This is a genomic window from Streptantibioticus cattleyicolor NRRL 8057 = DSM 46488 (genome assembly GCF_000240165.1).
Classification (GTDB): Bacteria; Actinomycetota; Actinomycetes; order Streptomycetales; family Streptomycetaceae; genus Streptantibioticus; species Streptantibioticus cattleyicolor.
The window spans coordinates 6,252,820-6,276,782 of sequence record NC_017586.1 but is presented as its reverse complement, the minus strand read 5'-3'; the positions used below and the strand labels follow the sequence as shown (position 1 = coordinate 6,276,782).

Below are 23,963 nucleotides of genomic sequence, written 5' to 3'. Positions count from 1 at the left end.
TCAGCCCGTCACCGGCCCCGGCCTGTCGCCGGAGGCCCTGTCGGCGGGCTTTGCGGCCACGGCCCGCGCCGCAGTACCGCGGCGCGGGCCGCCGTCCTGCGCCGGCGCGCAGGGACCGCGGGGCGGGGTGGGGGTGTGGGGTTGCTCTCACCGGGGCCGGGGGTGTCTTGCCCGTCCGGGCGGGGGCCGGGACCATGGACCGGCGTTTGTCATGCCCATCCAATGTGTCCCACTCCGACGGCGGACAGGATTCCCACGACGATGCCTCATCCCACCTCGCCCTGGCACGCGGCACTGGAGGAACAGCTCGTACGCCGGAACCCGGGGGAAGCCGAATTCCACCAGGCGGTGCGTGAAGTGCTCGAATCGCTCGGGCCGCTTCTCGACGCCCGCCCCGAGTTCCGCCGGGCCGCCCTGCTGGAGCGGATCACGGAACCCGAACGCCAGGTGATGTTCCGCGTTCCCTGGCAGGATGATTCCGGTGCCGTCCAGGTGAACCGCGGATTCCGTGTGGAGTTCAACAGCGCGCTGGGCCCCTACAAAGGCGGCCTGCGGTTCCATCCCTCGGTGAACCTGGGGATCGTGAAATTCCTGGGCTTCGAGCAGATCTTCAAAAACGCCCTCACCGGGCTCGGCATCGGCGGCGGGAAAGGCGGCTCCGACTTCGATCCGCGCGGCCGTTCCGACGCGGAGGTGATGCGTTTTTGCCAGTCGTTCATGACCGAACTGCACCGGCACATCGGCGCGCACACCGACGTGCCGGCCGGCGACATCGGCGTCGGCAGCCGCGAGATCGGCTACCTGTTCGGCCAGTACCGGCGCATCACCAACCGCTGGGAGGGCGGCGCCCTGACCGGCAAGGGCCTGCTGTGGGGCGGCTCGGCGGCCCGTACCCAGGCCACCGGGTACGGGGTCGTGCTCTTCGCCGGCCACCTGCTGCGCAGCCGCGGCCAGGACTGGGACGGCCGGCAGGTGGTGGTCTCCGGCTCCGGCAACGTCGCCCTGTACGCGATCGAGAAGGCGCAGGCGCTCGGCGCGAACGTGGTGACCGCCTCGGACTCCGGCGGTTACGTCGTCGACGACAAGGGCATCGACCTGGCGCTGCTCAAGCAGGTCAAGGAGCGTGACCGGGCCCGGATCAGCGCCTACGCCCAGGCGCGCGGCGGCTCGGCGCGGTACGTGGCCGGCGGGCGGGTGTGGGACGTGCCCGCCGACGTCGCCCTGCCGTGCGCCACGCAGAACGAGCTCGACGCCGACGGGGCCCGTGCCCTGCTGCGCGGCGGGGTCAAGGCGGTCGCCGAGGGCGCCAACATGCCCGCCACGCCGGGGGCGGTGCGTCTGCTCCAGGAGAACGGGGTGGTCTTCGGCCCCGGCAAGGCCGCCAACGCCGGCGGGGTCGCCGTCAGCGCCCTGGAGATGCGGCAGAACGCCGCCCGCGAGCAGTGGAGCGGCGCCCGCGCCGAGGACGAACTCGACGCCATCATGCGCTCGGTCCACGACACCTGCGCCGCCACCGCCGAACGTTATGGGGTGCCCGGCGACTACGTGGCCGGGGCCAACATCGCCGGGTTCGAGCGGGTCGCCGAGGCGATGCTGGCGCAGGGCGTGATCTGAGGGGTTCTGAGGGGCGCCGCCCGCGGGGGCGCCCTGCGGGTGCGGGCCGCGCTCCCCCGGGGGCGGGGGCGGGGGCTGCGCCGGCGGGGTGGCCGCGGCCCCGGGCCCGGAGCGGGCGCCGTCCCGCCGGGGGGCCGGCCCGGCCCGGGTGGCCGGCCGGGAAAGGGGCCGGGGGCGGCCCGGGCCGGAGGTAGCCCGGCGGATGTCACCGTCCGCCGGTGCCCGGCGCGGCGGCTGTCACCGGCGGGGGCGCGCCGGGGTGCGGGTGCCGTCCCCGAGCATGGCCGCGGGCCCTTCGTCCGCCGGTGCCCGGTGGGGCTGCCCCCTCGTCGGCAGCGCGCCAGGCGGGCCGGGCGGTGCCGCTTCCAGCGAACGTGGTTGCGGGCCCTTGCCGCCGCCGGTGGCGCGGCCTGGCCGCACCGGGTGGCGCTGTCGGTGTGCGTGCGGCGGGACCGGTGGTCGTTCCGCGGCACGGCGCGAAGCGGCCCCCGGGGGCGGCCTGTCCGAAAGGAGCCCGGCGGATACTCCCGCCCGCCGTTGTCCGGTGCGGCGGTTCCCCCGGCGGCAGCGCGCCGGGGTACGGGTGCCGTCCCTGAGCATGGCCGCGGGCCCTTCGTCCGCCGGTGCCCGGTGGGGCTGCCCCCTCGTCGGCAGCGCGCCGGACGGGCCGGGGCGGCGCCGCTTCCAGGGAAGTGGCCGCGGGTCCTTCGCCCGCCGGTGCCCGGCCTGGCCGTACCCGGCGGCGCTGTCTGGTGTGCGGCGGGGCCGGTGGACGTCCCCGGCGGCACCGCGCCAAGCAGGCCCGGCGGATGTCACCGTCCGTGCGGCGGTCCCCCGGCGGTGGGGGTGTCCGTTCGCTGGTGGGTGGCGGGGCAGCGTATCGCGGCGGGGGTCAGGCGGCGCGGGGTTCGGCGGCGCAGCGGGCGAGCAGGCACAAGGCGGCGTGCGAGGGGGAGCCGGGTTCGGCGGTGAAGAGCATCAGGCGGTGGCCGGAGTCGTCGGTCAGGCGCATGGTCTGCCGGGTGAGGGTCAGCGGGCCGACGACGGGGTGGTGCAGGGGGACCTGGGGGCCGGCGCAGGGGCGGACCGGGTGGCGGGACCACCAGGCGGCGAACTGCGGGCTGTCCAGGGAGAGCCGGCCGATCAGGGCGGCCAGGCGGCGGTCTTCGGGGTGGCGGGCGGCGGCCCGGCGCAGGGCGGCGACCGTGTCGCGGGCCTCGGTCTCCCAGCGGGTGAACAGTTCGCGGGTGTGCGGGTCGAGGAAGAGCAGGCGGGCCAGGTTGGGGCGGTCGGCGGGGCGGTCGGGGCTGTCGGCGGCCAGGTGGCCGGCGAACAGCAGGTGGCCCAGCCGGTTCCAGGCCAGCACGTCGCCGCGCCGGTCGGCGGCCAGGGCCGGGACGGTGTCCATCGCGCCGATCAGGCGGCGGGTGGCCGGGCGGGCGCACTCCTGTGCGGCCGGGGTGCGGGAGGTGCGGGGCGGGCGGCGGGCGGCGCGGGCCAGGGCCCGCAGGTGGGTGCCTTCCTCCTCGGTCAGCCGCAGGGCGCGGGCCAGGGAGGCCAGCACCTGGTCGGAGACCGCGCCGGCGGCGCCCTGTTCGAGGCGGGTGTAGTAGGCCAGGCTCACCCCGGCGAGCATGGCCAGTTCCTCCCGGCGCAGCCCGGTGACCTTGCGGCGGGCGGTGTGCGGGGGCAGTCCGACGTCCGCGGGACGCAGCCGGGCACGCCGGCTGCGCAGGAATTCTCCCAGTTCGGCTGAGGTGTCCATGTGTTTCAGTGTCGCCCGCCGGCGGCCGGGCAGGGTGTCCCTGGCGTGCGTACCCTGCGCGTTCCTACCCTGGCGGCGCCTACCTTGCCCAGGTGGCTGGGTAACGCCGCCCGGCGGGGCGCATTCTGAGGTGGTGTCACCGCGGAGTGCCGGAGCGGGCCGCTGTGCTGTGTGCCTTGTTGTGTCGTGTCCGCGGTGTTGTGTCGTACCCGTGTTGTTGTGTTGTGCCGATTGCTGGTTTCGCGAGGAGGATGGCCATGACCCCCACCGCATCGCCGGCGCCGGACGGCGTCGTGTGGCAGTCCGGGACCGTGCCGGGTGACGGCCGCCGGGTGCCGGTACGGGTGCTGTGCCCGGCCGGCGGGGTGCAGGGGGGCCGGTGGCTGGTGTGGGCGCACGGCGGCAGCTGGCGGGCCGGGTCGGTGGCCGGCTGGCAGGAGGCGTGCGCGGACCTGGCGGTGCAGTCCGGGGCCCGGGTGGTGGGTGTGGAGTACCGGCTGGCGCCGGCGCACCGGCATCCGGCGGCGCTGTGCGATGTGCTGGCGGCGGTGGAGTGGGCCTGGGCGCAGGCGGCCGGTGACGGTGCGGGCGGGCGGCCGTGGGTGGCCGTGGGCGGGGACAGCGCCGGCGGGACACTGGCCGCCGGGGCGGCCCTGGCCTGGCGTGACCGGTACGGCGGTAGCCGGCCGCTGGCCGCGCAGGTGCTGGCCTACCCGCCGCTGGACCCGGCCTGCCTGGCCCCCTCCTACCACCGCAACCCCGGCGGTTTCCCCGACCGGGAAGGGCTGATGGCCGCCTGGCGCGACTACCGCGGCGAAGGGGAGGGGGAGCCGGTGGCCGCGGACGGCATACGGCTGTACAGCACGCCGCTGCACGCGCCGCAGCTGTCCGGGCTGCCGCCGGCGGTGATCGCCTTCGGCGGGCGGGACCCGGTGGCCGACGACTCGCGTACCTACGCGCGCCGTCTGGGGCAGGCGGGGGTGCCGGTGGTGACGCGGGAGTTCCCGCTGCTGGGCCACGGCGCGTTCATCGCCCCGGCGGGCCGGGGGCTGCCGGGGCGGGCGCCGGCCGGCAACGCGCTGCGCCGCTGGCTGGGGTCGGCGGTGCGCGCGCTGGAGGTTCCCGCGCCCGCGGCCGGCCGGGGTGCCTGACCGCCGACGCGGGCAGCGCAGGTGCGCGTGGGCGCAGGGTGTGGGCGTGCGCGGTGTTGATGTGGGTGCGGGGGGGGTGTGCCCGTCGCCGCAACGGTCCCGGGAGGGGGCGGCGGGCGCCGGTCCCCCGGTGTGGTGTCTTCCCGGTCCGGGCGGTGGTGTCCGGACGGTTTCGTGTGAAGGAGCGTGTGTTTCGATGAGCAGTCCCGCCCCCGCCGGCCGGCAGGCCGCCCCCGGCGCGCAGCCGCCGGTGGTGCAGGCGCTGGTCCGGCACTTTTGCGACCTGCGGGACGGGAGGCACGGTGACGCGGCCTCCCGGCAGGGCAAGGAGGCGCTGTTCCGTACCGCGGTGGAGCTGCTGGACCCCTATGCCCGGCAGGTGCTCCAGGAGTTCAACACCCATCTGATGCTGGACACCGGGCAGGTGGAGGCCACCGGGGTGGTGCGCACCGCGGACCGGTCGCTGGCCGCCGCGTGGACGCTGTCGTGGCCCGAGCAGCGGGCGCAGCGGATCGCGCCGGTGACGCTGCACGCCTTCTACGGTTCCGGTTTCCACCATCCGCATCTGCGCGGGGCGACGGTGGCCGACTGGCCGCTGAACGTCTTCACCGCGCAGCAGGCGGCCGACGAGGTGCCCACCTTGCGGGCGATCGCCGCCTCCGACCTGCACAACCTGGTCTTCCAGCGCACCTACGAGATCGTTCCGGTGATCACCGGTGGCCCGCGGGCCGCCGGTGGAGTCGAGGAAGGGGGGCGGCGGTGATGCTGCGCCTGTCGGTACTGGACCAGACGCCGGTGGCCGAGGAGGGCACCGCGGCCGGGGCGGTGGGCGCCTCGGTGGAACTGGCGCAGGCCCTGGACGTGCTGGGGTTCACCCGGCTGTGGGTGGCCGAGCACCACCACTCCCCCGGGTTCGCCGGCAGCGCCCCGGAGATCCTGGCGGCGGTGCTGCTGGGGCGGACCCGTCACCTGCGGATCGGCACCGGAGGGGTGCTGCTGCCGCGGTACGACCCGGTGAAGGTCGCCGAGGTGTTCAAGGTGCTGGCCGCGGTGTATCCGGGGCGGATCGATCTGGGGCTGGGGCGGGCCGGCGGGCCGGCGCAGCGTTTCCCCGAGCAGGTGGCGCAGGTGCTGGCCTACCTGGGGGGTGCGGGCGGGGACGCGCACGAGGCGGTGATGCCGTCCGGGGTGGTGCCGCCGCAGGTGTGGCTGCTGGGGGCGGGGACGCGTTCGGCGCAGCTGGCCGGGGCGCTGGGGACCTCGTTCGCCTTCGCGCATTTCCTGGCGCCGGCGCCGGGGGGTGCGGCGTTCGCCGCCTACCGGCAGGCGCTGGCCGCCGGGCCGGTGGCGGACGGTGGCGGGCAGGGGGTGCTGGCGGTGCGCGCGGTGACCGCCGACACCGCGGCGAAGGCCACGCAGCTGGCCGACGCGATGCTGCTGTGGCGGGCCCGCAAGGACCTGGGCGAGGACCGTCCGCTGCCGTCGGCGGCCACCGTGCGCGCCCACCGCTGGTCCTCCCGGGAACGGGAGCGGGCCGCGGTGCACCGTCCCTCGGTGCTGCACGGCACCCCCGAGCAGGTCCACGCCGCCATCAGCGAACTGGCCGCCGCCCACGGTGTGCGGGAGGTGGTGGTCAACACCCTCACCCACGACCCCGCCGACCGGCTGCGTTCCTACCAGCTGCTCGCCGAGGCCTTCGCGCTGCGCCCGCCCGCCACCGTGGCGGACGCGGCCCGCGTGGTGACCGCCGGGGCCGCCTGAGCGCCCCGCTCTTCCGTGTTCCGCGCCGTGACGGCCCCGGGGGCATCCTGCCTCCGGGGCCGTGGCCCGTGCGCGCCCGAAGTCCCCCGGCGGGGGGTGCGTCGGTTACGGTGCGGGCATGGCTGTCGATCAGGAACTGGTGGATGCCGCGGTCCAGTTGGCGCGTACGCGTTTCGCGGGGCGGCAGTGGTCCGGGGCGGCGGCGCTGCGTCTGGAGGACGGGACGGTGCTGACCAGTACGGCCCCGCAGGCGCCCGACAGCGCGGTGGCGCTGTGTCATGAGACGGGGGCGATCTGCGAGGCGTTCAAGCGGGGGCGGCGTGTGGTGGCGTCGGTGTGCGTGACCGCTGCCGGGGCCGGGGCCGGGTACGGGATCCTGGCTCCGTGCGGTGTCTGCCAGGAGCGGCTGTTCGCCTACGGGCCCGATGTGCAGGTCGCGGTGCCCGAGCCGGCCGATCCGCGGCGCTGGCGCACGCTGCGGCTGCGGGACGTCCAGCCGCACTGGTTCGCGCGGGTGTTCGCCGACGACGTCTGGCCGTTCGACGAGGGTGCCCCGCGCTGGCCTTGCCGGCGGCCGGAACGCTCCGGCCCCGCGTGCCCGGGTGGGCGCGCGGGGCCGGTGCGACGGGACCGGGGGGCGGGCGGGGGTCAGGTCAGGAAGGTGTCGATCAGGCGGGCGAGGTCGGCGGGGGCTTCGAAGGGGATGTTGTGGCCGCAGTCGAGTTCGGCGTAGCGGGAGCCGGCGATGGCCTGGTGGAGTTCGCGGGCGTGGGTGACGGGGATGACCTGGTCCTGGCGGGCGCCGATGACCAGGGTGGGGGCGGTGATGTGCGGCAGGCGGTCGCGGATGTCGGCGGCCAGGTCCAGTTCGATCTGGCGGATGGCGCCTTCGGTGGGTTCGGCGGCTGCGGCGGCGCGGGCGATGCCGTCCGGTCCGAGCGCGGACAGGGCCTGCGGGGACAGTGACAGCAAGGTGATGAACTGCTGGTAGGCGGTGCGGTCGGTGCGGGCCAGGTGGTGCCACAGGCCCAGGGCCAGGCGCTGGCGCGGGTCGTCGTTGCGGGCCCAGCCGCCGATGAGGACCAGGCGGCGCACCAGGTGCGGGTGGGCGGCGGCCAGGGCGGCGGCGACGACCGCGCCCAGGGAGGCGCCGGCCACGTCGACCGGGCCGGGGCCGGCCGCGCGGATCACCGCGGCCATCTGCTCGGCCAGCAGGTCCACGGTCAGCTCCCCGCCCGGCGGCAGGGCGGTGGCGCCGCTGCCGGCGTAGTCGGCGGTGATCACGGTGCGGTGGCCGGTCAACAGCGGGCGCAGCCCGGCGTAGTTGGCCTCGGAGTCGGCGGTCGAGCCGTGGACGAGCAGCAGGCCCGGGCCGCGGCCGGCGGCGGTGTAGGCGATGTCGGCGCCGCCGGCGTGCACGCTGCCGGTGACGGCCGGGCGGCCGGGCTGGGCGGTCGGGTGGTCGGGGGTGCGGGTCATCGCAAGGGCTCCTGGTGACGGTCGGGGGGCGGGACGGGGGCGGGGCGGCGGCGCGGGTCGGGTGTGGTCCGGGGGCCGGCTCGGGGTGGCGAAGGGCCGGGTGCGCCCCCGTTTCGGCGGTGGGGGTGCACCCGGCCGGTGGACGGGGGCGTGGCGGCTGGTGAGGTCAGGTCACGTCGGCGAGGACTTCCTCCTTCCCGGTGCCGTGGTGCCGTTGCACCGGTTCAGCGGCGGCGGAGGCAGCGGGGACGGTGGCGGCGGGGGCAGGAGCGGGTGCCACGGCGGACGACACGGGGGCGGACGACGCGGGGGCGGGGCGGCGGCGCGAGCGGCTCCAGCGGCGCATGGCCGGCATCTCCACGTAGCGGTGCAGCAGCCATCCGCCCAGCAGCGAGGCGGCGAAGAACAAGGCGACCACCGCCAGCGCGACCGGCCAGGAGTAGGTGTGGGTGCCCAGCAGCTGCTTGCGCAGGTAGAAGATGGTCACGCCCTGGACGAGGTAGAAGCCGAAGGAGACCTCACCGAGCCACTGCATCACCGGGCCGCGCATCCGGGTGGGGCGGCCTTCGGTGTCGGCCTGGGCGACCGTGGCGATCAGCGCGCCGACCGGGATGATCGTGGCGACCACGAAACCGTACTGGAACGGCAGCAGCAGCGCGGCGCCGTAACCGGCGGCCATCAGCACCAGGCAGGCGCTGATCGGCAGGTGCGGCCAGCGGCGGGTCATCACCAGGCGGGCCAGGATGATGCCGAGGGCGAACTCGAAGACCCGGCCGGGCGGGAAGAGGTAGCCGAACCAGAACTGCATGTCGGAGATGGGGGTGATGGCCGACTTCGGGGTGGCGGGGATGAGGAACTGCGCGACGAGCTGGACGCCGACCATGCCGGCGACCATCACACCCGCCCACAGCCACAGCCGCTTCTCGGCGATCTTGCGGATCGGGATGACGATCAGCGGGAAGAGGGCGTAGAAGAGCAGCTCGCTCCCCAGCGACCAGGTCGGCGGGTTGACCGACAGGTTGATCTGCGGCTGCGGGAAGAAGGTGTGCAGCAGGAACAGGTTGGGCAGCCACTGGCCGACCCCGGTGACCGAGGACCCGGCCCACAGCACCATCGCGGCGGCGAAGACCACCAGGTGGTTGGGGAAGATCTTCACCAGGCGGCGGCGCCAGAAGGCGGTGGGCCGCTCCCCCGGCTTGGCCACCCAGGCCAGCACGAAGCCGGACAGGACGAAGAAGAACGACACCCCGACGTAGCCGGACTTGCTGAACAAGGTCTCCACCGCGCCGGCCAGGCCGTGGTCGGCGAACGGGTTGATCGCCGCGTTCGGCGGGATCGGGGAGTTCGACAGGGAGGAGTGGAAGAAGAAGACCAGCAAGGCGGCGAAGAACCGCAGACCGGTCAGGGACGGCAGCGGCGGGCGGCGCCCCGGCTGTGCGGCGGGTCTGGCCTCGGCGGCGGATCCGGCCGTCACAGAGCGGGTCGAAGACATGACGTTCAGCCTTTCGGGACGGGATGGGATGTCGGGGTGCGAGGGGGTCTGCCGGCCGGGCCGGACGTTCGCGGCCGGGCGGCGGGGGCGGGAAGAACGTTCCGCCGGGCGCGCCACCGGGTGGGGGACGGGACGCGCTTCCTGATGTGGTGTCAGGAGACTGGCGGGTGGGGTGGTGCGGGCCGCGGTGGCGGTGGGGGCCGGTGCGGCGGGCGGGCCCCGGCGGTGCCGGTGCCCCTGCGGTTGCGGATGCCGCCCGCGCCGGGGCCCCGGGGGGACGGGGCCCGGCCTGCGCCGGGGGCGGGATCGCCGGCGGTGCGGGCCGGTTCCCGGGGGCCTGGTGGTACGGGGCCGGTTCCCGGAAGCACCGGTGGTACGGGGCCGGGCTCAACGGCCCGTGGTACGGGGCCCGTTCCCGGGGGCCGTGCGGTACGCGGGCGGTCCCCGGAAGCCCCGGTGGTACGGGCCCGGGTCAACGCCCGGTGGTGCGGGGGTGGTTCGCGGGGCGGTGGCGTACCGGGGCGGGCCGGGGGCGGCCGGGGTGGGGGCCGCCCCCTGGGCCGGCGGGTCAGTGCTCGCCGTACTCGCCGTATCCGGGGCCGAAGCCGAAGTCGGGCTCCGGGGTGTCGGCGGGGTCCTGGTCGCCGATGGCGTTGCGGTAGACCATCAGTTTGGCGTCCTTGGCGACGTAGTAGTTCTGGACCGAGTAGGCGATGGTGGCGAAGTCCAGGCGGCCGTCGCCGTTGAAGTCGGCGGTGGCGATGCGGGCCACGGACTCGTCGGAGACCCGCCACTTGGCCCAGATGCCGGCCTTCAGGTCGATGGCCTTGTAGTACATCACGCCCTGCCAGGGCCACGGGCCGCGCAGGGCGACCAGGAACTCCTCCTCGCCGTCGCCGTCGAAGTCGGCGCAGACGATCTGGTGGCCGGGGCCCTCGCCGTTCTCGTTGGGGTCGCCGTAGACGTCCAGCAGGACGCGGTTCCACTCCACCTCGCCGGCCGGGCCGTCGGTGGCCTTGGTGTAGACGGCGACGGTGTTGCCGTGGAAGGGCTCGATCGCGGCGACGTAGGCCATCGGGTCGTCGCCGATGCGGCCGGCGTTGACGTCCCCGCTGCCGCGGAAGCCGGTCAGCTCGAACTGGGTGCGCTCGCCGGTGCCGATGAGTTTCCTGATCCACTGCCGGGTGCCGGTGTCCCAGTACAGCCAGGTCACGCCCTCGTCGGAGGCGAACAGCAGCGAGTCGCGTTCGGGGTCGCCGGGGATGAGGCCCTTTTTCTTCTCGGCGCCGTGGATCATGCGGAAGTGGGTGTCGTCGACGATGGTCATCGGCCATTCCTCGGCCTCGCGCACGTTGTCGGGCTGGGTGAACATCACCACCGGCAGGACGGCGTGGACGTCCTCCTTGGCCACGATCGGCACCCCGACGATCTCCAGGCGCTCGGTCTGGGTGAAGTGGCCCACCCGCAGCCGGTGCATGCCGGTGGCGCGGCCCACGTAGTGGCGCTTCCAGCGGGACTCGTCCTTGTGCGGGGCGCCCGGGTTCTCCAGCCAGTCGATCTTGCCGCCGGCGGTGTTGGCGTCGTGGATGGTGCCGATCGGCCCGTACAGGTCGTAGCAGAAGACGATGTCGGGGTGGCCGTTGCCGGTGATGTCGGCGTAGTCGCCGCCGACCGGCATGGGGACGCGGTCGGTGACCAGCCGGCGGGTCCACTGCCCGTCGTTGTGGTACCAGTAGATCTCCCCCAGCCGCAGGCCGTAGCCGAACAGGTCGGGGCGGTGGTCGGCGTCGATGTCGGGGGCTTCGAGCCAGTAGCCGTCGCGCAGCTGGTCGGCGACGACCTCCGGGGTGAACTTCGGGGTGCGCAGGCCGGGGGTGCGGTTGCTGGTCATCGCGGTTGCTCCTTCGCCGGGTGTGGTGCGGGTCGGATGCCGGGTGCTGTGCCGTGTTGTGTTGTGTTGTGTCGGGGGTGCGGGTCAGGCGGTGACGCGGTGGTACTCGACGGCGAGCCAGATGCTGTCGGTGTCGGCGCGGTACTGGTGCCACGGGTAGCGGAAGGTGCCGTCGGGGGTGGTGGAGCAGAAGGGGTCGGGGGTGGTGTAGCCGGGGGCCATGGGCAGGTCGAGGTAGCGGGTGGCGGGGTCGGCGGTGGCGAACTTCTGCATGCGGCCGGTGCCGTGGGTCTGGGTGTGGACCTCGATGAAGGGGTGTTCGTTGTGGATGCCGCAGTCGGTGCCGGCCGGGGCGTACCAGGCGTTGACCTTCACGGCGAACGGCTGGGGGGCGGCGGGGACGGTGGTCTCGCCCAGCAGGTGGGCGGGGTCGAAGTGGACGGTGCCGGCGTCGTCCTGGCGGCTGCGCCACAGTGCGGTGGTGGCGGGGAAGCCGGGCAGCAGGTCGGACAGGCGGGTCCAGGCCGGGGCGGCGGCGACGTCGGCGGGGCGGGGGACGGGGCCGGTGCGGATGACCAGCAGGGTGTCGGCGGCGGTGATGCGGGCGTCGGTCAGGATCGCCGAGGACAGTGCGGGGATCGGTTTGCGGGGGTGGTGGTCGACGGTGACCGGGTGCGGGGTGGGGTTGACGACGATGGCCTGGCCTTCGACGAGGTGGCCGCGGGCGTGGCGGACGAGGTCGGCGCGCAGGTGGGGGCCGGAGAAGTTCAGCCGGGTCACGGTGGCCGGGGCGGTGGCGGTGCTCATGTCGGCTCCGGGGTTGCTGACGTATCGTCAGGTCTCGTGGGTGTCGGGGCGGTTCAGGCGTAGGCGGCGGTGCGGGCCGGGGCGGCGGGGGTGAACTCGGCCACCGCGGGGCCGTCGCCGAAGAAGTGGGCCAGGGCGGCGACGGTGCGGGCGGTGGCGCGGCCGTCGCCGTAGGGGTTGGCGGCGTTGGCCATGCGCAGGTAGGCGTCGCTGTCGCGCAGCAGTTCCAGGGCGGCGCCGGCGATGCCGTCGGTGGTCTTGCCGACCAGGCGTGCGGTGCCGGCGGTGACGGCTTCCCCGCGTTCGGTGACGTCCCCGATGACGAGGGTGGGTTTGCCCAGGGCGGGGCCTTCCTCCTGGGAGCCGCTGGAGTCGGAGACGATCATGTCGGCGCGGGCCATCAGGCGGCAGAAGGCGAGGTAGGGCAGGGGGTCGACGACGGTGATGTCGGGGTGGCCGGAGATGACCGGGAGCATGGCCTCGCGGACGACGGGGTTGCGGTGCAGGGGGACCACGACGCGCACGCCGGGTTCGGAGGCGATCAGGTGCAGGGCGCGGGCGATGTCGGTCAGGTGGGGCCATGCCTCGCGGCGGTGGGCGGAGGCCAGGACGATGCGGCGCGGGTCGTCGTCGAGGTCGTCCAGGGCCGGGTCGCCGAAGTCCGGGGAGCGTCCGCCGGCCCAGCGCAGGGCGTCGATGACGGTGTTGCCGGTGACCACGATGGTGTCCTCGGCGATGCCTTCGCGCAGCAGGTTGGCCTTGTTGCCGGGGGTGGGGGCCAGGTGGAGGGCGGCGACCTGGGCGACCAGGCGGCGGTTGCCCTCCTCGGGGAAGGGGGAGCCCAGGTGGCCGCTGCGCAGGCCGGCCTCGACGTGGACGACGGGGATGCGGTGGTGGAAGCCGGCCAGCGCGCCGGCCAGGGTGGTGGCGGTGTCGCCGTGCACCAGGACCGCGTCGGTGGGGTGGCCGGCCAGGTGCTTCTCCAGGCCGCGCAGGGAGCGGTAGGTGACCTGGGAGAGGGTCTGGCGGGGGGCCATCACGCCCAGGTCGACGTCGGGCTGGAGGCCGAAGGCGCGCAGGGTGTCGTCGAGCATCTGGCGGTGCTGTCCGGTGGAGACCACCACGGGGGTGAACCGGGGGTCGTCGGCCAGGGCCCGGATGACGGGGGCGAACTTGATGGCCTCGGGACGGGTTCCCAGGACAACGGTGACCGAACGCATGGGTGTCTTCCCTTCGGGTGGATCGGGGTCGGATGGCGCATCCGGTCCGCGGCCGGCCGTGGCGGCCGGTGAGGGCCGCGGGCCGGGGTACGGGCCGTGTGGTGCCGTGCTCCTCCGCGGCGGCCGGGGCGCCCGTGGTGCGTGGTGCGGGGCGCCGCCCGGCCGGTGGGGCGGGGGCCTTGCGCCGGGGGCGGGAGTTTCCCGCTCCCCGGATCGCTCACTAGATAGCTTTCCCGTGAGCTATCTCGGTGTCAACGGCCCTCCTCCCCCCGCCCCGCCCGCCGCCCCGCCCGCCCGCCTGCCGCCCCGCCGCCCCGCACCCCGCCGCCGTACCCCCGGTGACCAGCGGCTGCACCCGCCCCCGCACCCCGGCCCGCACCGCCACCGCGGTGTGCAAGCGGGTGTGCAAACGCCGCCGGACGCGCTGTACACGCCGGGCACGCAAGGAGTTCCGGGGAGGCGGACGGCTGCGGGAGCTGACGCGGGACGGCGCTGCGGCCCGAACGGGCGCGGCGGTCACGGGAGTTGCCCGGGAACAGGGCGGCGCGGCAGGCGGGAAGGGGGCGGCCCCCTTGCGTGCGGTGCCGGACGTGCAGGCCCGGCCGGCGTGTCGTTCACGGCAGTTGCACAGGCAGGGCGGCGGGCACGGTCACGGGACACGGGCGTGTGCCCCCGCAGGCGGCGTCCGGACGGGCTCCGGGGGCGTCCCGCCGGGGCGGGGGCCGCGGGCACGGCCACGGGCCGCGAGGGCGTTCCGGCCCGGCGGCAGGGGCCCTTCTTCCGGGGCGCCGCCGTCCCGTTGCCGCGAAGGGCGCTCCCGGGCCCCGCAGGCGTATCCGCCGGGCTTCGGGGCCGGGGCCGGGGGTGGGGGAACGGGCGGGGGCCCGCCGCTTGCCGGGCGGCGGGCCCCTTCGGGAGGTGCGCAGATGTGCGGCCGGTCAGCGGGCGGGCTTGACCGACATCGAGTGGCGGAAGAAGTCGGTGGGGTCCCAGCGCTTCTTGACCTGCTGCAGGCGCGGGTAGTTGCCCTTGTAGTACAAGGTGGTCCACGGCACGCCGGAGCGGTTGCGGGCCGGGTCGGTGACGTCCCGGTCGGGGTAGTTGATGTAGCAGCCGTCGGTGCGCTCGCCGATGACCGGGACGCCGCCGGTGGCGGCGAAGAAGTCCTCGTACACCTCACGGGCCCAGCCCAGGTAGAACGGGTCGTCGGCGGCGTCGGTCCAGAAGGTCTGCAGGCACATCTTGAACGCCGAGCTGCGCTGGGCGTTGGCGGTGGCGTTCTCCGCGACGGCGTTGACCTGCCCGCCGAAGGAGAAGAGCACCAGCATGGTGTCGGGGTTGTGGAAGTCGGGGCGGGTCATGCCCTTGTACAGGGCGGCGATCTGGTGGTCGGTGAAGTTCTTGCGCATGTAGGCCGACTTGTGGGCGCCGCGGGCGGTGGGGTTGGTGATGGTGGGGTTGTCGGTCCCCACCAGGCGGGACGCCTGCAGCCAGGGCAGTTCGCGGGGGGCCAGCATGCCGGGCAGGGCGGGCAGTTCACCGCCGGCGCGGTCCAGCGGCTTGAGGGTCACCCCGGTGCCGGCGGTCAGCGCCGCCATGTAGTCGTCGATCATGCGGCGGGCGCCGGGGACGGCCGCGTCGATCTGGGTGAACATCCCCAGGCTGCCGTGGGCCTTGTGGGAGACGTTGAACAGGCTGCTCAGGTGGCGGTACGGGGAGGTGGGCGCGGAGTTGGCCTCGTGCCAGGCGCCGAAGTTCTTCAGCAGGCGGGCGAACTTCGCCTCGGTCAGCTCCGACCAGTCGACGGCCGCCGCCGAGACCAGCACCGTGGAGGGGGCCCGCACCAGCAGGCGGGAGGGGTCGGTGCCGGTGGCGCCCGGGGAGCGGAACCAGTAGCGGGTCACCACACCGAAGTTGCCGCCGCCGCCCCCGGTGTGGGCCCACCACAGGTCCCGGTTGGGGTCGTCGGGCTCCCGGGTGGCCACCACGGTGCGCACCTGCCCGCCGCGGCCGACGGTGACCACCTGCACCGCGTACAGGTGGTCCACCACCAGGCCGTGGGCGCGGGAGAGCAGGCCGTAGCCGCCGCCGGCGATGTGGCCGCCGGCCCCCACGCTCCAGCAGATGCCGCCGGGTATGGTCACCCCCCAGCCCTTGTACAGGCCCTCGTAGACGTTGTAGAGGCGGGCGCCGGGCTCGACGAAGAAGGCACGGCGGGCCGGGTCGTAGCCGACGGCGTTCATCTCCGACAGGTCCAGCAGCACCTGCACCTGCGGGTTGGAGGTGAAGTCGGCGAAGCAGTGGCCGCCCGAGCGCAGCGCGACGCGCTTGCCCGTCCGGACCGCCTCGCGCACGGCCGCTTCGGCGTCCGCGGTGGAACGGATCGTCTTGACGTACTCGGGACGGGCCACGAACCGCTGGTTGTTGCCCGTGGTGTACAGCGGGTAGCGCGGGTCGGAGGGGGTGATGGTGTCCCCCTTCGGCGCGGCGGACGCACCGCCGCGTCCGCCGTCCGGGCCGTCCGCGGCGGTGCGCGGCGCGGCGGCGGCCGGGGCGGCCAGGGCCGCGGCGGAGGCCACGGCGGCACCGCCGGCCAGGACGGTACGGCGGGGTAGAGCGCTCATCGACGACTCCTTGGTGGCGTTCCTTGCGGCCGGCCGCGCCGGGCGCGGCCGGCCGGTTGCGGGATGGGACGTGCCCGCCGGGTGCGCGGACCGGTGGTGCCGGCCCCGGCGCCGGTGGGGCACCGGTACCGGCCGGCCCGGCCGGCCCGCACGGCGGTACGGGATCAAGTTCGGCGCCGGCCCCGCACGGCCCCGGACGCACGGGTCGCGGGTGCGGGCCCCGGCGGGGGCGCGGGTGGAGGCGCGGTACCGGGCGCGGGGCCGCAGGCCGGCGCCGGGGCAGGTGCGGGTGCGGGTGCGGAGCCCGGTACGGGAACCGGCACGGAGCCGGGCTCGGACGCGGACACGGTCCCCGGTGCCGGATCCGGCCCAGCTCCGGCACCGGACACGGCACCGGACGTGGGCACGGGACCGGGACCGGAGGCGGGGGCCGGGGCGGGGTCTGACGCGGGGACCGGGGGGCGGGCGGGGGTGCGGCGGCGGTGGGCGGCGGCGCCGGCGACGGCGGTCACCGCAAGGCCGGCGGCCGACAGGGCGGCGCCGATGCCGTTGGGCGCGCTGTAGCCCCAGCCGGCGCTGATGGCGGCCCCGCCCAGCCAGGCGCCCAGCGCGTTGCCGAGGTTGAACGCGGCGATGTTGGCGGCCGAGGCCAGCGCGGGCGCACCGCCGGCCTGCCGCATCACCCAGGTCTGCAGCGGGGCGACGGTGGCGAACCCGGCCGCGCCGAAGACCGCCACCGTCACCGCCGCCGCCGTCTTGTCGTGGACGGTGAAGACGAAGACCGCCAGCACCACCGCCAGCGCGGCCAGCGACCCGTACAGACTGGGCATCAGGGCCCGGTCCGCGGCCCGCCCGCCGATCAGGTTGCCCGCGCACAGCCCGGCGCCGAAGAGCACCAGCAGCCACGAGACGGTGCCCGGGGCGAAGCCGGCCACCTGCGTCATCATCGGCGCCAGGTAGGTGAAGGAGGCGAAGACCCCGGCGAAGCCCAAGGTGGTCATCGCCAGCGCCAGCCACACCTGCGGGCGGGCGAAGACCGCCAGCTCCCCGCGCAGTCCGCCGGCCGGCGGGCGGGGCGTGGCCGGCACCAGGGCCACCACCGCGGCCAGGCCCACCGCGCCCAGGACGGTGACCGCCCAGAACGTCGCCCGCCAGCCGAAACGCTGGCCGGTGAAGGTGCCCAGCGGCACCCCCAGCACGTTGGCGATGGTCAGCCCGGTGAACATCAGCGCGATCGCCCGGGCCTTCTTCTCCTTGGGCACCAGGTCGGCGGCGACCACCGACCCGATGCCGAAGAACGCCCCGTGGGTCAGCGCCGCCACCAGCCGGCCGGCCATCAGCAGCGGATAGGTGGCCGCCACCGCGCACAGCGCGTTGCCGGCGATGAAGACCACCATCAGCAGCGCCAGCATCGTCTTGCGCGGCAGCCGCGCCCCGGCCGCGGTCATCAGCGGCGCCCCGGCCACCACGCCCAGCGCGTAACCGGTCACCAGCAGCCCGGCCGCCGGGATCGAGGTGTGCAGGTCACCGGCGACCTCGGGCAGCAGACCGACGATGACGAACTCGGTGGTGCCGATCCCGAACGCGCCCAGCGCCAGCGCCAGCAGTGCCACCGGCATCTAACCCGCACCCCCCTGCCCGGCCCCGCCGCCCGGCCGGCCCGCGCCGGAGACCGCGGGCACGGCGGAACCCGCCGTCGCGGCGGAGGCGGGGACGGAGGCGGGGGCGGGGGTGCGGTGGCCGCGCTGGGCGGGGATCCGCCCGCGCGCCGGCGCCTCCCGCCCGCCGCCGCGTGGCCGCTGGCACCCCGGCGGGCCCCCCTCCCCCGGCCGGGGCGCGCCATGGCCGGCGCCGTGACCGGGATCGTAGGGGGCCAGCAGCACCCGCAGCCGGCGCCGCGCACGGTGCAGCCGGGAGGTCACGGTGCCCTGCGGCACCCCGGTCAGCGCCGCGATCTCCCGGTAGGCGTAGCCCTCGACATCGGCCAGGTAGACCACCAGCCGCAGGTCGTAGGGGATCGACGACATCGCCTCGGCCACCGCCGGGTCGAAGATCCGGCGCAGCGCCGCCGTCTCGGCCGACTCCCCGCCCGCCGGCAGCCGCGAGGCCGCCCCCGCCAGCTGCCAGTCCTCGATCTGCCCGGCCGGCGCCTGCGGCGGCTCGGTCTTCTTCTTGCGGTAGGCGTTGATGAACGTCGTCGTCAAGATCCGCTGCAGCCACGCCCGCAGATTGGTCCCCGGCCGGAACTGGTGGAAGCACCGGTACGCGCGCGCGTACGTCTCCTGCACCAGGTCCTCGGCGTCCTGCCGGTCCCGGGTCAGCCGCAGCGCCGCGGCGTACAGCTGGTCGAGATGGACCAGCGCGTCCCGCTCGAACCGCGCGGTGCGGTCCTGCGCGCTCTCCTGCTCCACGCCGGCCGCCGGCTGCGTTGCGGCCGGATCCCGCGGCGCACCGCCGGACGGGCGCAACCCGGCGCCGTCCCCGGACAACCGCCCGCCGGAAGCCCCCCGCACCGTCCGGCCCGGCTCTCCCCCGGCGCCGTCCGCCCGGTGCGCAACCACGGGGTCTCCGGCGGCGGTTGCCGGTACCGCCGTGGCCGGTGGCGCGGCCGGGGGCCGGCCCTCGGCACCCGCCGGCGGGGCGGCCGGCCGCTTCGCAACGGCCGTTCCTGCGGCGCCGGTTGCGGGTATCGCGTGCGGCTGCGGCGCGGCGGTGCCGGCCGGCCGTCGCGCACCGGGCGTGCTCCCGGCCGGTCCCGCAGGGGGCTGCGGCAGGGTGTGGCCGGTCTGCTGTCCGGCAGCTGCCGTGCCGCTGGAGGCGGTTGCGGGCACGGTCAGGGCCTGCGGCGAGGCGGCGTCGGCCGTCCGTCCGGCAACTTCCGTGCGCACGGCGGGGGTTGCTGGCACCGCGAGGGCGTGCCCCTCGGCGGCGGCCGGCGGGGCGGCCGGAGCCGTCCGCACCGCCGTGCCCTGCCGTCCGGCAGAACCCTGCGGTAAGGAGGCATCAGTCGTCCGTCCGGCAACCGCCGCACCGCTGGGAGCGGTTGCGGGCGCCGTCAGGTCCTGCGGCGAGGCGGCGTCGGCCGTCCGTCCGGCAACGGCCGCGCGCCCGGCGGGAGTTGCTGGCACCGCGAAGGCATGCCGGGCGGACGGGGGCTGCGGCGGCGCGGGGATGGGCCTGACGCCGGTGGCGCCGGGCGCGGCGGAAGCCTCCCGCACGGAAACGGATGCCCGCGCAGCGGAAACCTCCCGCACGGAGGCAGACTCCCGCACCGCGGAAACCTCCCGCACGGGAACGGATGCCCGCGCAGCGGAAACCTCCCGCACGGAGGCAGACTCCCGCACCGCGGAAACCTCCCGCACGGGAACGGATGCCCGCGCAGCGGAAACCTCCCGCACGGAGGCAGGCTCCCGTGCCTCGGGAGCTTGCCGTTCGGGGGCGGGGGGCCGGGCCGGGGTCGGGGCGGGGGGCGGGGGGGCCGGTCGGTGGCGTCAGGGGTCATGGTTCGTCCTTTGCGGCCACCGCGCCCGGCGGGCCGCTGGGCGGGGGCGGTGTCAAGGGGTTCGTCGGGTCGGGCGGGGCAGGGGGGCGGGCGGTCACAGCTGGCGCAGGGCGCCTCCGTCGACGGCCCATTCGGTGCCGGTGACCTGGCCGGCCAGCGGGGAGAGCAGGTAGGCCACGACGCGGGCGACGTCGGCGGGGGTGCCGATGCGTCCGCTGGGCAGGCGGCGTTCGTTGCGGACGAAGTGGTCGACGGCCGCGTCGGGGTCCATGCCGTATTCGGCGGCGAGCTGGTCGGCGAAGCCGCCGGGGGCGTCGAACAGTTCGGTGCGGGTGGGGCCGGGTGAGACCACCACCGAGCGGATGCCGTGCGGGCCGAACTCGGCGGCCAGGGTCTTGGAGACCGACAGCAGCGCGGTCTTGGTGGCGGCGTAGTCCACCAGGGCCGGGGCGGGGAAACGGGCCGCCTCGCTGGCGATGTGCACCAGCGCGCCCTCGCCGCGTTCGATCATGGCCGGCAGCACGGCGCGGGTCATGCGCACCGCGGAGTGGAAGTTGGTGGCGAAGGTCTGCTGCCAGTCGTCGTCGGTGACCTGGAGGAAGCCGGTGCGGGAGGTCAGCGCGCCGGCGTTGTTGACCAGGCCGTCGATGCGGCCGTGGGCGCGCAGCGCGGTCTGCGCGGCCTCCTGCGCGGTGCGCGGGTCGGTCAGGTCGCCGGCCACGGCGGTGATGTGCGGGCCGGCGTCGGCGGGCAGCGGGCGGCGGGCCACCGCCACCACCCGGGCGCCCTGGGCGGCCAGCAGCCGGGCGCAGCACAGGCCGATCCCGGAGGAGGCCCCGGTCACCACGAACACCCGGCCGTCCAGGTGCAGATCGATCGCCATCGTGGGGTTCTTTCTGTTGCGGTCGTGCTCGGACGAACCCCCCGGGGGTGTAGGGGCCCGGGGGGTGGTGCCGCGGCGAGGGGGCGGGGCGGGCGGCCCTGGCGTGGCGGAGGGCCGGCCCTTTCCGGCGAGGAAGGTCACCGGCCGCGGGGGGTTGGTCCCCCGGCCCCGTCCCCTCGGCACCAGGGGGTTACGCCCCGCCCGCGGCGGCGGGGGCCGGGGCGGCGGCGGTGCGGCGGGGCAGGACGGCGGGCACGATCAGCGCGCCGGCCAGGACGACGGCGGCGTTGACGGCCACCGCCAGGCGGACCCCGTCCAGGACCGGGCCGCCTCCGGCACGGCCGGCGATCACCGAGGTGGCGATCGCGGACATGATCGGGGTGCCCATGGTGATGCCGATCTGCTGGGTCATGGTGGCCAGCCCGGTGGCCATGCCCTGTTCGTGGTCGGCCAGGCCGGAGGTGGCGGTGACCATGAAGCCGACGATGACCAGCATGTTGCCGACGCCGCCGGCGAAGGTGCCGGCCAGCAGCAGCCAGATCGAGGAGTGCTGGGCGCCCAGCAGCAGCAGCACGGCGGTGGCCGCGGTCTGCAGCAGGCCGCCGGCGGCCAGGGTCACCCGGGTGGAGGTGGCCGCGATCACCCTGGCGGCCACCGCGCCGCCGATGATGGTGCCCACCCCCAGCACGCCGAAGGACAGCCCGGCCGCCAGCGGCGAGTACCCCAGCACCTCTTGCATGTACAGGGTCATCAAGAAGACCAGGGAGGTCTCGGTGATGAAGGCGATCAGGCCGGCCAGGTTGCCGAAGATGACGGTGCGCCGTTTGAGGATGGACACCGGCACCAGCGGGGAGGCGGCCTTGGCCTCCACGAAGTAGAAGGCGACCAGCAGCACGACGCCGGCGATCAGCGGGGCCAGCGCCGGCGCGCTGCCCCAGCCGTGGTCACCGGCCTGGGTCAGGCCGAAGACGATGGCCAGCAGGCCGGCGGTGACGGTCACCGCGCCCGGCACGTCCAGACGGGGCCGCTGCTTGGGCCGCGACTCGGACAGCACCGCCGGGGCGACCACCAGGACCACCACGGCCACGGGCACGTTGATGAAGAACGACCAGCGCCACGAGAGCAGGTCGGTCAGCACCCCGCCCAGGATCGCGCCGGTGGTGAACCCCGCCGACATCAGCGCCCCGTTCAGGCCCAGCGCCTTGTCCCGCAGCGGCCCCTCGGGGAAGGAGGTGGTCAGCAGCGACAGCCCGGCCGGGGTCACGCACGCGGTGGCAAGACCCTGCGCCACCCGCGCGCACAGCAGCATCGCCGGGTCCACGGCCAGCCCGCCCACCAGCGAGGAGGCACCCAGCACCGCCAGGCCCACCAGGAACAGCCGGCGCCGCCCGAACAGGTCGGCCACCCGCCCGAACAGCAGCGTGAACCCGGCCGCGCACAGCGCGAACGTCGTGGCGATCCACTGCAGGTTCGCCAGCGAGAAGCCCAGCCCCTTGCCGATCTGCGGCAGCGCCACGTTCAGGATCGAGAAGTCCACCGCCAGCATGAACTGCGCGACCAGCAGCACCACCAGCACCAGCCGCTGACGGCCGGTCATCCTCGGCGCGGCGCCCCCGCCACCGCCCGTTGCCGGGTCCGCGCCCGTACCCGGGCCGGCCCCGGAGCGCGGGCCGGTCCGGCCCGCATCCGCATATACCTCATCCACCGCCGACATCGGCCAACTCCCTTGAGAAACCAACAGGCTCGCCTAGAGCCGTCCACTCACCAACACACGGAAACGGGGGACGCGCCGCCGGCCCGGCCGGCACACACCGGCCACGCGGTGGCACTCCCCCGCCCCACCACCCCGCCGCCGCGCGCACCCTGCGCCCAGCGGCGGAAACCCTCACACCACCCCACCCGCCCCACGGCCCGCCCCGCGAGCCGCCCCGGGCCGGACCGCGCCCCGGGATCAGCCCGCTGCGGCCCGCGAGCCGTAACGAGGCCCGGCCCGCAGGCCGCAACGGGGACCGGACCGCACGCCGTACCGCGGACCGCCGCGCACGCCGCAACGGGGCCCGCTCCACGGCCCGTTCCGCAGGCCACCTCACGGGCCGGCCCGCAGGCCGTGCCGCAGGCCGCCGCACGCAGCGGACCGCGGTACGCACCGCGAGCCGCCCCGCGGCCCGTAACAGGCACCGCCCCGCGGGCCGCCTCGCGGGGCAGACCGCGCAACGCCCCGCAGACCGCCGCACGGCCCGGGCCGGGGGCCGCGCCGCGGACCGCTCCGCGCAGCGTGCGGCGGGCCGCCGCGCCGGGCGGGGGCCGGGGCGCGGCGGGCGGGGGGTGTCCTGGTCAGGCACACCGGCCCCGGGCCACCACGGTGGCGAACTCCTGCCAGGAGCGGGCGCATTCGGCGGCCAGCGCCCGTACCAGGTCCGCGCAGTGGGCCGGGACGGCGTCGGTGACCGCCTGCCACTGCTGCGGGGCCATCGCGTGCATCTCCAGCATCCGCAGCAGCAGCCGTCCGGTCTCCGAGTGCCGCAGCGAGGGGTCGCGGCACAGCGCCTTGAACATCGCCTCCCGGTCCCGGTCCGCACCGCCGCGCAGCGCGGCGGGGCCCAGCACCCGTCCGGCCGCCCCCGCGGCAGCCGGACGGGCCAGGGACGGATGCGTGCGCGCGGCGGTGATACGGGCCCGGACCTGGCCGCCGGAGCGCACCGCCGCCGGCTGCGCGCCGCGCGGCGGGGCCGCCGGGGCCGGCCGGGCCGCGGCCCGCCGCTGCGCCGGTATCGGGTCCAGTCCGCTGGCCAGGCGTCTGCGCACGTCGCGCACGGTGCCCGGGGAGATCCCGGCCGCCTTGGCGACCTCCCGCAGCGACGCCTGCGGGCTGCGGGTGATCAGCTCCACCGCCCGGCGGCGCCCCTCGGCACTGTCCAGCGGCCGGCGCCGCCCGTCCCGCCCGATCCGCGCCTGCGGCTGCTCGGTGCCGCGCGCGGCCGAACGCCGCAGCGAGGCCACCGTCTTGGCCGCCAGCCCGGTGACCGCCGCGATCGCCCGGTCCGACCAGTGGGCGTGGGAGAGCACGATCCGGGCCGCCGCCGCCTTGCGCTCGGCCAGCGACAGCGGCAGCCCGTGCCCGATGTTGGACCGCACCGCCAGCACGAAGGCGTCCTCCGGCGAACCGTCGAAGAACCGCACCTCGATATGGGCCTGGCCGCGCAGCTCCGCCGCCCGTACCCGGTACATCCCGTCGATCACCCGCATCGAGGGCCGGTGCACGGTGATCGGCGGGAACCCGTTCTCGGACTCGGCGAGCGACCGGGCGTGATCGGCGTTGTCCGCGCTGCGGCGCGGTGAATCGGCCGGCAGCAGCAGCCCGAGCGGCACCAGCTGAGGCTCACTCAGACCACCGGCGCCCTCCCCCGCCACCAACGACGCCTGACCGGCCATGTCCTGCTGCGCCGTCGGCACACTGACGACAGCCATCGCTGGATACGCCCCCTCGTGGATGATCTCGCTGACACGGCGGCAACGTGCAAAACCCGCGCAGACAACCACTGCGCGCACCCAGCAGATTACAAACCCCCCGGACGGTTTGCAATGCGTTCAACCCGTTCCCGGCCCCGTCCGCCGCTTCCGCTTACCCAGTTGCCCACCGGGCCGAAGAAACCTCAACTACCCGTCCAAGTCGGCATTGACCTGCATAGACAGCGCTTGCTCAGTACGGGCCGCAGATGCACGTCAGCCTCCGCATCACCCCGAAGAAAACCAGATGACCGGTCCGTTAAAAGG

The 23,963-nt window shown here is 75.7% G+C and carries 16 protein-coding genes and 1 pseudogene; 5 read left to right on the top strand and 12 right to left on the bottom strand.

Annotated features, from left to right (window positions below; genetic code table 11):
* Positions 1–261: 261 nt before the first annotated feature.
* On the top strand, positions 262–1,614 hold the full coding sequence (gene gdhA, locus SCATT_RS27500; RefSeq protein WP_014146515.1) for an NADP-specific glutamate dehydrogenase: 1,353 nt from the start codon (positions 262–264) through the stop codon (positions 1,612–1,614).
* 892 nt (positions 1,615–2,506) lie between these two features.
* Here the strand turns inward: gdhA and SCATT_RS27495 are convergent.
* On the bottom strand, positions 2,507–3,379 hold the full coding sequence (locus SCATT_RS27495) for a helix-turn-helix domain-containing protein (protein WP_014146514.1): 873 nt from the start codon (positions 3,377–3,379) through the stop codon (positions 2,507–2,509).
* A 257-nt stretch (positions 3,380–3,636) separates the two neighbouring features.
* On the opposite strand from SCATT_RS27495, the gene SCATT_RS27490 reads away from it, so the two are divergent.
* From SCATT_RS27490 to SCATT_RS37775, 4 genes are all read left to right on the top strand, one after another.
* A complete protein-coding gene (locus SCATT_RS27490) occupies positions 3,637–4,530 on the top strand; it encodes an alpha/beta hydrolase fold domain-containing protein (RefSeq protein WP_014146513.1) in 894 nt (297 codons plus the stop codon).
* Between the two features lie 196 nt (positions 4,531–4,726).
* On the top strand, positions 4,727–5,293 hold the full coding sequence (locus tag SCATT_RS27485; RefSeq protein ID WP_014146512.1) for a hypothetical protein: 567 nt from the start codon (positions 4,727–4,729) through the stop codon (positions 5,291–5,293).
* Positions 5,293–6,291: an MsnO8 family LLM class oxidoreductase gene (locus SCATT_RS27480; protein ID WP_014146511.1), complete on the top strand. Its 999-nt coding sequence runs from the start codon at positions 5,293–5,295 to the stop codon at positions 6,289–6,291. The genes SCATT_RS27485 and SCATT_RS27480 overlap by 1 nt, the downstream gene beginning before the upstream one ends.
* Before the next feature lie 118 nt (positions 6,292–6,409).
* On the top strand, positions 6,410–7,024 hold the full coding sequence (locus SCATT_RS37775) for a cytidine deaminase (RefSeq protein WP_014146510.1): 615 nt from the start codon (positions 6,410–6,412) through the stop codon (positions 7,022–7,024).
* Here the strand turns inward: SCATT_RS37775 and SCATT_RS27475 are convergent.
* From SCATT_RS27475 to SCATT_RS27425, 11 genes and pseudogenes are all read right to left on the bottom strand, one after another.
* Positions 6,940–7,770 (bottom strand): alpha/beta fold hydrolase, encoded by an 831-nt coding sequence (locus SCATT_RS27475; protein ID WP_014146509.1) that lies wholly within the window; start codon positions 7,768–7,770, stop codon positions 6,940–6,942. The two genes, SCATT_RS37775 and SCATT_RS27475, sit on opposite strands and share 85 nt — an antisense overlap.
* Before the next feature lie 166 nt (positions 7,771–7,936).
* A complete protein-coding gene (locus tag SCATT_RS27470; protein WP_014146508.1) occupies positions 7,937–9,262 on the bottom strand; it encodes an acyltransferase family protein in 1,326 nt (441 codons plus the stop codon).
* Positions 9,263–9,830: 568 nt separating this feature from the next.
* Positions 9,831–11,153 carry an FG-GAP repeat domain-containing protein gene (locus SCATT_RS27465; RefSeq protein WP_014146507.1) on the bottom strand — a complete coding sequence of 441 codons (1,323 nt, stop codon included), beginning with the start codon at positions 11,151–11,153 and terminating at the stop codon, positions 9,831–9,833.
* A gap of 84 nt (positions 11,154–11,237) precedes the next feature.
* A complete protein-coding gene (locus SCATT_RS27460; RefSeq protein ID WP_014146505.1) occupies positions 11,238–11,960 on the bottom strand; it encodes a hypothetical protein in 723 nt (240 codons plus the stop codon).
* A gap of 53 nt (positions 11,961–12,013) precedes the next feature.
* Complete coding sequence (gene wecB, locus SCATT_RS27455) at positions 12,014–13,180, bottom strand: non-hydrolyzing UDP-N-acetylglucosamine 2-epimerase (RefSeq protein ID WP_014146504.1); 1,167 nt, start codon at positions 13,178–13,180, stop codon at positions 12,014–12,016.
* Positions 13,181–14,118: 938 nt separating this feature from the next.
* Positions 14,119–15,804 carry an FAD-dependent oxidoreductase gene (locus SCATT_RS27450; protein ID WP_014146503.1) on the bottom strand — a complete coding sequence of 562 codons (1,686 nt, stop codon included), beginning with the start codon at positions 15,802–15,804 and terminating at the stop codon, positions 14,119–14,121.
* A 419-nt stretch (positions 15,805–16,223) separates the two neighbouring features.
* A pseudogene (locus SCATT_RS27445) lies at positions 16,224–17,423 on the bottom strand (MFS transporter); the annotation flags it as partial.
* Positions 17,424–18,215, bottom strand: a complete 792-nt coding sequence (locus SCATT_RS39810) for a sigma-70 family RNA polymerase sigma factor (RefSeq protein ID WP_014628798.1) — start codon at positions 18,213–18,215, stop codon at positions 17,424–17,426.
* A 1,185-nt stretch (positions 18,216–19,400) separates the two neighbouring features.
* Positions 19,401–20,189 (bottom strand): SDR family NAD(P)-dependent oxidoreductase, encoded by a 789-nt coding sequence (locus SCATT_RS27435; protein WP_014146500.1) that lies wholly within the window; start codon positions 20,187–20,189, stop codon positions 19,401–19,403.
* A 190-nt stretch (positions 20,190–20,379) separates the two neighbouring features.
* Positions 20,380–21,786 (bottom strand): MFS transporter, encoded by a 1,407-nt coding sequence (locus SCATT_RS27430; protein WP_042507596.1) that lies wholly within the window; start codon positions 21,784–21,786, stop codon positions 20,380–20,382.
* A gap of 737 nt (positions 21,787–22,523) precedes the next feature.
* Positions 22,524–23,657 carry a ParB/RepB/Spo0J family partition protein gene (locus tag SCATT_RS27425; protein WP_014146498.1) on the bottom strand — a complete coding sequence of 378 codons (1,134 nt, stop codon included), beginning with the start codon at positions 23,655–23,657 and terminating at the stop codon, positions 22,524–22,526.
* Positions 23,658–23,963: the final 306 nt, after the last annotated feature.